General features: G+C 52.0%; 8 protein-coding genes. All 8 read right to left on the bottom strand.

The window, feature by feature from the left end; all coding sequences use genetic code 11:
* Positions 1-3: 3 nt before the first annotated feature.
* The 8 genes from M5M_RS00040 to M5M_RS20550 all read right to left on the bottom strand — a co-directional run bounded on the left by M5M_RS00040 (position 4) and on the right by M5M_RS20550 (position 12,660).
* Positions 4-1,227, bottom strand: coding sequence for a dicarboxylate/amino acid:cation symporter (locus M5M_RS00040; protein ID WP_015045423.1), 1,224 nt, complete (start codon positions 1,225-1,227; stop codon positions 4-6).
* 502 nt (positions 1,228-1,729) lie between these two features.
* Positions 1,730-1,912 carry a carbon storage regulator CsrA gene (gene csrA / locus M5M_RS00035; RefSeq protein ID WP_015045422.1) on the bottom strand — a complete coding sequence of 61 codons (183 nt, stop codon included), beginning with the start codon at positions 1,910-1,912 and terminating at the stop codon, positions 1,730-1,732.
* A gap of 229 nt (positions 1,913-2,141) precedes the next feature.
* Entirely contained in the window at positions 2,142-3,380 is a 1,239-nt protein-coding gene (locus M5M_RS00030; RefSeq protein WP_015045421.1) for an aspartate kinase, read from the bottom strand.
* A 150-nt stretch (positions 3,381-3,530) separates the two neighbouring features.
* On the bottom strand, positions 3,531-6,158 hold the full coding sequence (gene alaS, locus M5M_RS00025) for an alanine--tRNA ligase (protein WP_015045420.1): 2,628 nt from the start codon (positions 6,156-6,158) through the stop codon (positions 3,531-3,533).
* Positions 6,159-6,197: 39 nt separating this feature from the next.
* Positions 6,198-6,548, bottom strand: a complete 351-nt coding sequence (locus M5M_RS00020; protein ID WP_015045419.1) for a histidine triad nucleotide-binding protein — start codon at positions 6,546-6,548, stop codon at positions 6,198-6,200.
* Complete coding sequence (locus M5M_RS00015; protein ID WP_015045418.1) at positions 6,549-6,749, bottom strand: Trm112 family protein; 201 nt, start codon at positions 6,747-6,749, stop codon at positions 6,549-6,551.
* A gap of 105 nt (positions 6,750-6,854) precedes the next feature.
* Positions 6,855-7,676 carry a M23 family metallopeptidase gene (locus M5M_RS00010; RefSeq protein ID WP_015045417.1) on the bottom strand — a complete coding sequence of 274 codons (822 nt, stop codon included), beginning with the start codon at positions 7,674-7,676 and terminating at the stop codon, positions 6,855-6,857.
* Positions 7,677-7,767: 91 nt separating this feature from the next.
* Complete coding sequence (locus tag M5M_RS20550; RefSeq protein WP_016389117.1) at positions 7,768-12,660, bottom strand: Ig-like domain-containing protein; 4,893 nt, start codon at positions 12,658-12,660, stop codon at positions 7,768-7,770.
* Between the last annotated feature and the right edge of the window lie 463 nt (positions 12,661-13,123).

Genomic DNA, 13,123 nt, shown 5'->3' with positions numbered 1-13,123 from the left:
CGTCTACTCTGTCGGCTTGGCCAACCGATCTACAATCACGGCGCATGCAGCATCACCCGTGATATTCAACGCCGTTCGTATCATGTCGAATATCCGATCCAGCGCGAACAATAACGGAAGACCTTCAATGGGAATACCCGCTGCCAGTAATACCGCCACCACGAGAAATGAAGGCCCTGGCACACCGGCCTGACCAATCGCGCCAAGCGTAGACGTAAAAATGATTGCCAGGTAGGCGGGTAAACCCAGGTCCACATTGAACACCTGAGCAAAAAAGACCGCCACCAGGCCATAGTAAATCGCGTTACCGCTCATATTGATGGTCGCGCCCAACGGCAATACAAATGCGGCCGTTGGCTTGGACACACCCAATTCTTCTTCGACAACCTCCATGGTTACCGGCAGTGTGGCCATGCTTGAAGATGTTGAAAGTGCGACAGCCTGTGGCTTCTTCATTTTGGATAAAAATTCGAGCGCAGACTGACTGGAAAACAGCTTCACCAGTAATGGATACACCACAAAACCGAACACCAAAATGGCAAACACGTAAACCAGGAATAAATTCATCACCAGATTCAGCATGGCAAACCCAAAGGTGCCGACGGCGTCTGCCATCAGGCCAAATACGCCGAGGGGCGCCAACCACATAACGACGTTAATCATCCAGATAAAGGCATTCACAATAGTGTCCATACCCTGCATCAGAGGCTGGCGCTGTGCATCCGGCTGTCGCGATAAAGCGATACCCAAAAACAGACAAAACACCATGATTTGCAGGATATTGGCGTCATTCAGGGATTGAAAAATATTGGTGGGAATCATACCCAGTACCGTTTCAACGGCACCTGGAACCCCACCTTTATCCGCATATTCATTGGAGAACAGGTGACGTGCAGAGGACAAATCCACACCGTGTCCGGGCTGGAACAATTCACCGGCCACCAATGCCAAAGCAACCGCCAACGCCGACGTCCCAAGAAAGAATGCAAAGGTCGCCGCACCCAACTTACCGGCAGCCGAGGAACCACCCAAATTGGCCGCACCTGCAATGATGGCGATGGCAATGAGCGGCACCACCAGCATTTTGATCAGATTAATAAACAGGTCACCCAGCGGTGCAAATACCGCGGCAGACGGCCCCATCATGGCACCCACCAATGTGCCCAACACCATGGCGATAACCACCTGAACACCCACGTTACCGAGGGCAGCTTTAACCTTTACCATGCTTCTATCCCGATTATTCGTTTGTTTTAGGACGAGTGACGGGCATGATAACCCAACTTTGGAAGGAGAAAATGGCCTCACACCAACTCACCAAGGGGTCTGGCCCTTTGGTGCTTCTGACATACAAAAAACCCCCGCCTTTTCAGGCGAGGGTTTTGTGGGAGGTACCGTGCCAAGGGATTGATTCGCCGCTGTGCGCCTCACCCCTTCGGGGCGCCTTCGCTTTGCTACGGCGTCCAGCGGCGGCTAGTCGCCGCCTTGTCGAACCCCCGATACCGGATTAGGGTATACGCCCTTAGCAGGGGCGCGCCTTCGGCCACTCGGCCACCTCTCCAACAGGTGCGGCATAATACCACATCCGTTATAAAATCAAAGAGTTATGTGAATTTTTCTGGATTAGTCTCAATCTGTTCAGAAAACGTTCAACATCATTAAAACCATGCGTCAGAAACAAAAACAGCGGCCAATGCCGCTGTTTTTGCTGTATTCCGAAGCGTGAAAATCAGTCGTTGCTTTCCTGCTTTTCCCGTTGGATACGCTGATAAATCTCTTCCCGGTGAACGGCCACCTCTTTAGGTGCGTTTACACCGATCCGTACCTGGTTACCTTTAACCCCGAGTACGGTCACGGTTACTTCATCGCCCACCATCAGCGTCTCACCAATGCGACGGGTTAAAATCAACATCACGATTCTCCTTAAATCATCCTGTTGTACTAGGGTACCACCGAAGGTCCCGCCAGTCGCGGGTTATCATAACCCAAAAACTGGCCGTTCGGTGCTTTTTATAACAAAACCAACGTTCCAGTACATTCCCTACCCTATTATTAAAGCCCAGAATTGGAAATTTAACAGTACTAGTTGGTTACACCCTTAAACCCTGTTGATAAGACGCCCGCTGTGCGCAAAAGTTCCGTTACTGTTGCTCAACAGGGTCTTTGTCCATACCGAACGCCGTGTGCAGTCCCCGCACCGCCAGCTCCAGATATTTTTCATCAATAATCACAGAGATCTTGATTTCTGAGGTGGTGATCATCTGGATATTGATATTGTCTTCTGCCAGCGCTTTAAACATGGTGGCTGCCACGCCCGCATGAGACCGCATCCCCACGCCAACCAACGACACCTTGGCAACCTTGTCGTCGCATTTTACTTCACGCGCACCGATTTCTGCCGCAACCGCTTCCAGAACGGAGCGGGCTTTATTCATATCGTTCTTGTGAACAGTAAACGTGAGATCCGTTGTATTGTCGGAAGAAACGTTCTGCACAATAACGTCAACTTCAATATTGGCTTCACCCACTGGTGCAAGAATACGCGACGCTACACCCGGCAAATCGGGTACACCTGCCAAAGTCACTTTGGCTTCGTCACGGTTAAAGGCTATGCCTGAAACGATAGGCTGTTCCATGGTATTCAATTCCTCATCGAGGGTAATCAGTGTGCCGGGACCATCCTGAAAACTGTGCAATACGCGCAGCGGGACATTGTATTTACCGGCAAATTCTACGGAGCGGATTTGCAGAACCTTGGAACCAAGGCTTGCCATTTCCAACATTTCTTCAAAAGTAATGCGCTCCAGGCGGCGGGCACTGGGCACGACTCGCGGATCGGTCGTGTAAACACCGTCCACGTCGGTATAAATCTGGCATTCGTCAGCTTTAAGCGCAGCAGCCAATGCAACGCCTGTGGTATCAGAGCCACCGCGGCCAAGTGTAGTGATATTGCCTTGCTCATCCACACCTTGAAAACCCGCAACAACGACTACGCGACCGGCCTTGAGATCGGCCCGGATATTGGCGTCATCAATTTGCTGGATGCGCGCTTTGTTAAAGGAGTTATCGGTGACGATGCGCACCTGCGAGCCAGTATAAGAACAGGCATCATAGCCGCGCTTCTTTAACGCCATACACAAAAGCGCGATGGTGACCTGCTCGCCAGTGGATACCAGTACATCCAGCTCTCTGGGATCTGGTGTTTCCTGAATGCTTTTTGCCAGGTCAATTAATCGGTTGGTTTCACCACTCATGGCCGAAACCACCACCACCATATCGTGGCCTTGATCGCGGAACTTGGCGACCTTTGCAGCCACAGCCTCAATTCGTTCGACAGTACCTACCGAGGTACCGCCATATTTTTGTACCAACAGGCTCATGAATAAGCCTTCCCTTCTCTGAAAAAATGAAAATATCAATGACCACAGCACGGGGCTGCGGCCGGGACGCGCAACTAAAACACAAAATTAAAGCAAAGTTAAGCAGAAAATGCGCAATATATTTATATTGCGCATTTTAATGTCGCAACCTTAGGATAATTGCGACTCAACCCAGGAATACGCTGATTCCAATGCACCTGGGAGCGCACCCACATCGGTACCGCCACCCTGCGCCATATCCGGACGACCACCGCCTTTACCGCCAACCATCTCGGCCGCGTGCCGCATCAGATCGCCGGCTTTTAATCGCGCCGTAAGGTCTTTGGTGACGCTAGCCACCAACGACACCTTACCGTCTTCCGCTGTCGCCAGCAGCACAACGGCTGAACCCAGCTTATTTTTCAGCTGGTCAGCGCTATCGCGCAACGATTTCGGATCTACACCGTCCAGTTTGACAGCCAGCACTTTAACCCCGGCCACATCCCGGGCCTGGCTGACAAGATCACCGCTGGCCATTGAAGCCAGCTTGGCTTTGAGCCCGGCCAGTTCTTTTTCCAACGCTTTATGTGATGCCACCAACTGCTCGGTTTTATCCTGCAATTGTTCCGGGCTGGTCTTCAGCAAAGCCGCCACATTACCCAGGGTTTGAGATTGTTCTTCAACAGAAGCGAGTGCACGGGCTCCAGTCACGGCTTCGATTCGGCGCACACCGGATGCGATGCCCGCTTCAGATACGATGCGGAATAAACCGATATCGCCTGTCCGCTTCACATGAGTACCGCCACACAGCTCAACTGAAAAGCCGTCGCCCATACTCAATACCCGCACTTCATCGCCATACTTTTCGCCGAACAATGCCATTGCACCTTTGGCTTTGGCCTGCTCCATGTCGCATACATCGGTATGAACTTCGGAGTTGTTGCGCACCTGCTCATTAACCATTTGCTCAATGGCGGCAAGCTCCGCCGGCTTGACGGCTTCGTTATGAGAGAAGTCGAAGCGCAATCGCTCGGCCGTTACCAGAGAACCTTTCTGGGTAACATGCTCGCCCAATAATTTGCGCAGGGCCGCATGCAACAAGTGGGTCGCTGAGTGATTTAGGACGGTATCACCGCGCACATTGGCATCCACCTCAGCGCCAAGCGTATCGCCTACTTTAATTACACCATCTTGCAAAATACCGTGATGAATGTGATGTCCTGCCTGCTTGGTGCAATCCTGCACTTCAAAGCGAGCACCCGCAGCAGATAAATAACCTGTATCGCCAGCCTGGCCACCAGACTCGGCATAAAAGGGCGTCACATCCATGACAATCGCACCTTGCTCACCTGCTTGCAGGCTGGCAACCGTGTCGGACCCTTTAAGTATGGCAACGACCTTGCCTTCGCCGGCCAACGCGTCGTAACCCGTGAAGTCAGTGGCGCCGTCCAGCTTCAGACTATTGCTGTAATCCACCTTGAAGCTGCCGGCGGCACGCGCGCGCTCGCGCTGGGCCTGCATCGCCGATTCGTAGGCCGCCATGTCCAGCTTTAAGCCGCGCTCGCGGGCAATATCCGCCGTCAGGTCAACCGGGAATCCGTAGGTGTCGTACAAGCTGAATACAGTCAGGCCGTCGAGGGTATCACCCTTCAATTGCGCCAAAGCCTGATCCAGCACCGCCATGCCCTTATCCAGCGTTTTGGCAAACTGTTCTTCTTCGGCTAACAGAACCTTGGTGATGTGCGCTTGCTGCTCTACCAATTCCGGATAAGCTGCACCCATTTCATCCGCAAGCGCCGCCACTAGGGTATGAAAGAAGGGTTGCTGCTGCCCCAATTTATGGCCGTGACGGATTGCACGACGCATGATTCGGCGCAGCACGTAACCGCGACCTTCATTGGAAGGCACAATCCCATCAACCACCAGGAACGCGCAGGAGCGGATATGATCGGCAATAACCCGCAGTGATTGATTGCTCAGATCCGTAGTGCCGGTCGCTTTGGCAGCGGCTTGCAGCAAATTCTGGAACAGATCAATTTCATAATTGGAATGCACATGTTGCATTACCGCAGAAATCCGCTCCAACCCCATCCCGGTGTCCACACTGGGTTTCGGTAATGGGTGCATCACGCCGTCGGGCGTGCGGTTGAACTGCATGAATACGTTATTCCAGATTTCGATGTAACGATCACCATCTTCATCCGGACTGCCGGGCGGGCCACCGGCTACTTCCGGACCGTGATCATAAAAAATTTCAGAGCAGGGACCGCAGGGCCCTGTGTCGCCCATCGCCCAGAAGTTATCCGAGGCGTACTTGGCGCCCTTGTTATCACCAATACGGATGATGCGTTCGGCCGGCACACCGATTTCTTTGTGCCAAATGTCGTACGCCTCCTGATCCTCGTCGTAAACAGTGACCCACAATTTTTCTTTCGGAATCGCCAGATGCTCGGCACCAGTGAGAAACTCCCATGCGTACCCAATGGTTTCACGCTTGAAATAGTCGCCAAAACTGAAGTTACCCAACATTTCAAAAAATGTATGGTGACGGGCGGTGTAGCCAACGTTTTCCAGGTCGTTGTGTTTACCACCCGCACGCACACAGCGCTGCGAACTGACCGCGCGCGTGTAGGGGCGCTTGTCATCCCCCAGAAAAACATCTTTAAACTGCACCATACCCGCATTGGTAAACAATAACGTTGGATCATTGCCGGGAATGAGTGAACTTGAAGGTACAATGGCGTGCCCCTTCGATTCAAAAAACTTAAGAAAGGCGTCGCGGATTTCTGCGCTTTTCATCTTTACAACTTCCAAACTATTTGAGGGACTTACGTCCGATTACATTCCCAGACCGGATTCGGTGTAGACCTTATTACCCAGAATATGCAGGTGCAGATGAAACACCGTCTGACCCGCTTGTTCGCCGTTGTTGATCACCAGTCTAAATGCATCACCACAGCCTGCTGACCGGGCAATCTCGCCGGCCTTGAGCATCAGATGACCCAGCAAGGCCTGGTCTTCTGGACTGGCATCAACCAGGCGGGCAATGGGCTTGCGCGGAATCACCAACAGATGCACGGGTGCCTGAGGGTTGATATCTTTAATACATACACACAGGTCGTCCTGATAGACAAAATCCGTTGGGATTTCGCCGCGGACAATCTTGCCGAAAATAGTATCGCCCTGCATTTACTTGCCCTCCTCGTGCGCAGCTTTTTCCTCGTCGGAAATCGTGCGAGCCTCCGTCTCCAGCATGACCGGAATGCCATCCCGGATCGGGTATGCCAGCCCACTGGCCCAGCACACCAGCTCATTTTGCTCTTTAAGGTATTCCAGTGGCGCTTTGCTCACCGGACACACCAGGATGCTGAGCAATTTTTGATCAATCATTTCATTCAGCCTGTTTCGCGGGCAAAGGGCCATATAGTACAACGCCCAACCTCGGCTGTCTCGGTTGGGCGGAATTCTGGCGGAAAATTGCGGTATTCGTAGTATTTATTGCTTGGGCATCGGTCCAACCAGGGTTGCCGGATCCACCCGGACATCGAACCAGTTCATACGCCAGTCCAAATGAGGCCCTGTCGCGCGACCAGTGGCCCCCACTTCGGCAATGGGCTGTCCCTGCTCTACCCGTTCACCCTTTTCGACGAGCAGTGCACTCAAATGAATGAAGCTGGAGGTCAGTCCATGCCCATGATCCAGGATCAGGGTGCCGCCAGAAAAAAACATATCCTCATGGGCCAGGCGGACTATGCCACCAGCGGGGGCAACGACTACTGTACCCGTCGGCGCCGCAACATCGACGCCAAAATGTGGGTTTTTAGGTACACCATTGTAGATGCGCTGGCTGCCATACACCCCCGTAACCGGGCCAATCAATGGCCAAATAAAGCCATGTGCAAAATCAGTCAGGTCGCTGTTCACGTCGCGCGCAGCCCATGCCTGTGCAGCCTCCTCACGGATTCGTTTAAGCTGTGCTTCTGGCGGCGTAACGGTTTCACTCGGCACACCGTTGACCCGCTGAATTCGGTATTCGCGCGCCAGTACACGTACATCCTGCAGTCGATTGCTGCCGTCTGGCGCCAACAGACGCAGACGTTGATTGTTTTTTTCGTCGCGCCCGATGCCAAAAACGTAGCGACCGTCCGGACTCACCTTCAATTCGCGATCGCCCAGAAAAACGCGGGTACCCTCACTGACTTTGCCGAGCACAACACTGCCCTGCCGATACTCAGCTTTTTCAGTGGTCTGCGCCGGTACCAGGCTGGCGATCATACTCCCCACCAACGCAAACGAAGCCGCCTGCCAAAATTTCATGGCTTTGCCCCCATCAAGGATTGATGGAGCAGAGTATTCCCGAGCCGGGAGGAAGATTCAAATAAAAAACCCGGCCGAAGCCGGGTTCTGATCAGGTATCAATGGTCAGGTTTCCGCCCGCCAGCAAGTCGTCAAGAATCTGCTGGGTCGACAGCGTACCCGCCGCGGTAATATCCACACCTTGCAGAATAATGACCTGACTGGATTCGAAGGTTGCACCGCCATCCACGTCGATATGGATATAGGTATCCCCGCCTGACTCGGTAAACTGGAGGTACTCTTCCAGGTTGCCCGCGTTCTCGCCAGTAAGCAGATCGGCTAAATGCAGAATGTCGCCGTTAAAACCTACCTGGAAGTCGGTGATAATGTCCGTTGAACCAGCATCGGGCGAATTCCACACAAAGGTGTCGATATGACGACCACCGGTCAGAATGTCATCACCCGCATTGCCAAATAGCGTATCGGTGCCATCATCACCAAACAGGATGTCGTTGCCAGAACCACCGTAAAGTATGTCATTGCCGGCACCCCCCTCAAGACGGTCATTGCCAGACCCGCCATAGAGCGCATCATTGCCTGACTCACCCAGTAAAATATCATTGCCCAGGCCACCATCCAGCAAGTCGTTGCCTGCGCCGCCATTGAGCAAATCATCGTCCGCGCCACCATCCAGGGTATCGTTGCCCAAACCACCCAACAGGTAGTCCATACCGGCCCCACCACTCAGAATGTCGTTCCCGGCACCACCAGACAAAGTGTCGTGGCCGGCATTCCCTGCCAGAATATCGTCGCCGTCCAGCCCGGTAATGGCATCATTCAATGCGCCGCCTGAGATGCTGTCTGCGCCTGCGGAACCGAGAATATTGTTATCGGGTGTAAATACAGCCAGTCGAGCGCTATCAGACTGACCGTCTTTATCGGTAAGAACATAATCTACGAGCACAGGATCCAATAAATCACCTGCTGTAGGTGAAATCGCATATTGCACAGCAAGCAAACCGACATGGGTTGCACGATTTGAATCCAAGTCACCTTGGCCTGCGTTCGTGGGGGCACCTGTGATATCGACGCGCGCTACGTTACCATAACCGCTGAGATCTATATTTGCCGAATCGAACAATTGGTTGTTTATCAAAACCGAACCGTTCTTATCCACCACTGTAATATAGACTGCCTCACCTGGAGCATAGCTGCCAAGAGTTAACACGACGTTTTGCACACCATCCGGCGCAGTGACACTTGAAAAATTGACAGACATCGTCTCACCTTCAGAAATCCGACCTCCGTCTCCGAAGGTCGGACCTCCAGCAACTATGGCACCATTCGTGTCATAACTTATTCCAGCCGGAGAGGTTAGCGTAAAGTCACCTGCCGAAACATTTGCCGCACTTGTCGTATCGATATCGTATTGCTGCGCATTCGCCGCTGCATTGCTGGTATAGCTGAAATAACCATTAGAACGCATTACATAGACAGAAGCGTCATTGCTATCCATAACCGTCGCCTGGTAAATCGGGTTACCGCTCAGGTCAAAATCGTAGCTAAAGGTCCAACTCAGATTGCTGCCGTTATTACCACCTGTCTCGACCAACTCAGGGGCCGGAGCTGGCGTAGGATCATAGGCAAGATTAAATAGCAAAGCATCGCCATCACCACCACTTTGCCCGGTCACGGAGACGGAATACACGCCCTCGTAGGCGGACAGATCAATCGTTCCGTTACCGCCAGAAAAACCGCTTCGGACAAGCGTAGCAATCACATTATTATTCTCACCAAACAACGTAATTGACACACTGTTATCGGCAGTAAAGTCGCGCATTGCTATTTGCAGGTTTTGAACACCATAAGGTAATGCGACTTCGTCAAATGCGATATCAATCCGCTCTCCGTTATTCAAACGATTGTCGCTATCACCGCTATTAACACCAAGGCCGCGAGCATTGCCGGCTGCAGTATAAACCAACGTACCGCTTGGTGTAGTGATCAGAAAATCATGAACCGATCCATTACCGGCTCCCGCTGACGTCAGTGCAACATTGGCGCTAGCACCCGTTGGCTCAGGCTGTGTAACCAATGTCAATTCAAGACCTATGGTCTGGCCTTTATAGGTAAATTGAGTCAGCGCGGCATTATCAACGATCTTGTCTACACCACCCCCCTGTACCGCAAACGGGGTAAAATCAGAGCCTAATGCCGGCCCACCATCAGTACCAAGTCCGGTAATGACATTACCCTCGGTCACATTGCCTTCTACGGCAATCACCAAATCATCACGAGCATCCGGACTATCATCAACGATATTGATTGTCGCGCTTGCGCTTTGAACGTCTCCATCGTTGTCTGATACCGTGTAATCGAACTGCAAGGAATTTCCAGCCAACCCATTCGGTGCACTAAAGGTATAACCACCGTCAGAAAAATCGAATGAAAATGTTCCAAGTCCAAAAGCTAAAACAGCAGGTCCAATTGTAATTTTAGATCCGTCAACGATCAGACCAGACAACGCCGGCGAAGCGGAAACTGAACCTACCCCGCTGTAAGTAAAAGTGTATAACGTCCCGCCAATATCCATACTGACTTCGGATACATAACCGCCATCCGCTCCGAATACTACATTGGAGACAGAACCATTAACGGTAATATTCCCCCCAAATGCCGTTGGCACGGTGCTTAACAATTCCGACTCGAGCAAGCTCAGATCGGGTACATGCAAGGCAGCGTCCACATGTCCGCCACCTTTGCCCAATGAATCAATGTTATGAATATAATTCAGGTCCTCTAAATCACTTGGCAGACTTGAACCTATTCCTACAGCATAAGAGTTAATACCATTGGCATTTACGTACTCAATGAAGCCACTACCAATGGGCGAGGTCCCAGCATTGGGCTCACCATCAGAAATGAAGTAGGAGATATTCTGCACATTGTCCGCCGGATTCTGGGCAGCCAGATCCGCCTGGAATTGAGTGCGGATTTCATCAGTAGCATCCACATAATTGGTGCCACCACCCGCATTCACGGTGGCAAGCCCAGCATTGAAACTGCCCAAATCGGTATAGGTACCAACGACCGCTGCACTGCCAGAGAACTGCACCAGCGTAATTGTCACCTGGCTTGACTGATTAAAGTACTCGCTGGCTAACGCAGTAAGCGCTTGTTTAGCAAGCGCCATCCGGGTTGGCTCACCGGCGCCCGGATTGGTTGATCCAGTCATAGCACCCCATGCCATACTACCGGATGCATCCAGCGTAAGAATCAGATTAAAAATCTGCTCCTCTGACTCCGGAATATTTTCCACCAGATCGTTGGCCGTTGGCACATCGTCGACAATGGTAATGGTGAGCGTATCGGAAAGGTCAACACCGTTGTTGTAGTTATAGACAAACTGCTCGGCCACATCGTTGCCAGTTGAGTCAGCTGTATCCAACGTATAGGTGTAATCTCCAGTTGTCGCATTGACGCTCAGTACGCCCAGAGGAGTATCGACAGTGATAATTCCGCCAACTGCGGTATAACTGACGCTGTTGAACTCAATACTGGTTAACGTTCCGGCTCCGGCGCCATCATTTTCAAACAGATTGCCGGACACTTCCGCGCTTTGGCCCTCGACGGAATTACCATCGGGCAAGCCACTTTCATACACCGTACCAAAATCAGGCTCGGTTGCACCCACATTGATTGACACGGTGCCGGTTGTAGTTAACTCACCATCAAAAACGGTATAAACAAACGCATCACTGGCCTCCACAACACCCGCGGTGAACACCAATGAGGTCAGTTGTGCCATTGTCAACACCTGACCTGCGCTTACAGGTGTAACGCCATCACTTAAAAATACGGTGCCTGTGGAGGTCGCCGGCAAGGATTGAACGACAATCTGCAATTCGCTGACATCTGTATCGGCATCAGTTGGCGCCTGAATTGCCATCGGAACTTGCAGACTGCCCTCAACCGCAAACAGGTCTTTATCTGTCACCTCAGGCGCATCGTTAACAGGCTGAACGGTCAGGGTAAAGGTTTCCGAGTCGCCCAGGTTGGCGTAATCGCTGTCGTAAGCCGTAACGGTTACTTCGCGCTGTGCAGCGGATGGGTTATCGGAGGTGTTGGTATAATTCAACGTACGGAGCACAGTCTGGTATTCAGCAATATCCACACCACCGGAAAAAGTGAGCGTATAGGTTGAACCCGACTGCACGGCAGATACGGTAACACTGGTACCTGCGGTCAAGTAGGTCAATTGATCCTGACCAGGGATGTAACCGGCTATTTCCACCACCACACTGGATAGGGTACTGCTATCCACATCGCTGATCTGTATACCACCGAGCAATGCCTGAGCACCGGCATTCTCCAGATAATCTACATCCACAACGCCAGTGACCTCTGGAGGCTGCACAACTGTTGCCGCCACCTCAACAGTGACCGTGGCGGTTGAGGTTTCACCATCTGCGTCGGTCAGGGTATAGGTAAAGCTGTCTGCTCCGGTAAAACCAGAAGCGGGCGTGTAAGTAAAGGTACCGTCGCCGTTATTAACGACTGTTCCACCATTGGTGCTCGTGCTTTGGAAGCCTGTGATGGAGGCATTATCTACCAACACGTCATTGCTGAGTACATTACCGGTGACGAGAGCTTCGTCAACGCCGGTGATAAATACATCATCGTTGGCCTCCGGCGCGCCGTTATTGGCGCCGATATGACCGGTAGCCTGAACCCCACCGGCAATGGTCTGGCTGCCAGGTGCGAAATTAACCGTTTGATTAAATCCTGTCAGCTGAAGGTAAAACGCTTCGTCTCCTTCGAACTGGTTTGAATCACTGTTTACAATAACCGTGATCGTCGCACTCGTAGCACCGGCCGGAATCGTATAGGTAGTTGGTGCAATGCTCTGATAATCGGACCCACCTGTCGCGGAGCCATCCTGGGTTTTGACAGTGAATGTCAAAGCACTTGTAGGTGCTGTATCCACATTCACGGTGAACGTCATACTCAGCGTACCGGACTGTGGCTCCTGAACAGAGACATCAGAAACCGATATAGTTGGCACCAACTGCATGGCTATAGTAGATACAGCGGTATTACTCCAATCAACACCATCATTGACTGCAATATTGACTATTCGATCGGCACCCGATGCCGAGCCATCATTTGAGTATTGAATCGCTCTGATTGCCGTTTGGTAAGCGGCAAGGCTTGCAGTTCCAGATAAAGTAATTACCCCAGTGGACGGGTTATAGGCACTTGCCGTAATCCCCCCTGGCAAAGCGCCGATAGAAAGAAAATCACCCGCTTCCACGTTTGTAATCTGGATTCTGGCACCGGTTAAGGTCGCATTATCCACATCCGAGATGGATATATCGGTATCTGCGATCCGTGCCGGGTTGCCACCTTCTAAATAGGTTGTTTTGTATCCAGTGCCTGCAGTACCGCTGGAATCATTCGCATCAAGA

The organism is Simiduia agarivorans SA1 = DSM 21679 (genome assembly GCF_000305785.2).
Taxonomy (GTDB): Bacteria; Pseudomonadota; Gammaproteobacteria; order Pseudomonadales; family Cellvibrionaceae; genus Simiduia; species Simiduia agarivorans.
Note: the sequence above shows the minus strand (reverse complement) of the source record. Positions and strands in the feature narration are given on the sequence as shown.

Excerpts from the sequence above, each read along its gene's own strand:
- M5M_RS00030 (WP_015045421.1), bottom strand. The coding sequence starts at position 3,380 with ATGAGCCTGTTGGTACAAAAATATGGCGGTACCTCGGTAGGTACTGTC.
- M5M_RS00020 (WP_015045419.1), bottom strand. The coding sequence starts at position 6,548 with ATGCAGGGCGATACTATTTTCGGCAAGATTGTCCGCGGCGAAATCCCA.
- M5M_RS20550 (WP_016389117.1), bottom strand. The coding sequence starts at position 12,660 with ATGACGTTCACCGTGAATGTGGATACAGCACCTACAAGTGCTTTGACA.
- csrA (WP_015045422.1), bottom strand. The coding sequence starts at position 1,912 with ATGTTGATTTTAACCCGTCGCATTGGTGAGACGCTGATGGTGGGCGAT.
- M5M_RS00015 (WP_015045418.1), bottom strand. The coding sequence starts at position 6,749 with ATGATTGATCAAAAATTGCTCAGCATCCTGGTGTGTCCGGTGAGCAAA.
- M5M_RS00040 (WP_015045423.1), bottom strand. The coding sequence starts at position 1,227 with ATGGTAAAGGTTAAAGCTGCCCTCGGTAACGTGGGTGTTCAGGTGGTT.
- M5M_RS00010 (WP_015045417.1), bottom strand. The coding sequence starts at position 7,676 with ATGAAATTTTGGCAGGCGGCTTCGTTTGCGTTGGTGGGGAGTATGATC.
- alaS (WP_015045420.1), bottom strand. The coding sequence starts at position 6,158 with ATGAAAAGCGCAGAAATCCGCGACGCCTTTCTTAAGTTTTTTGAATCG.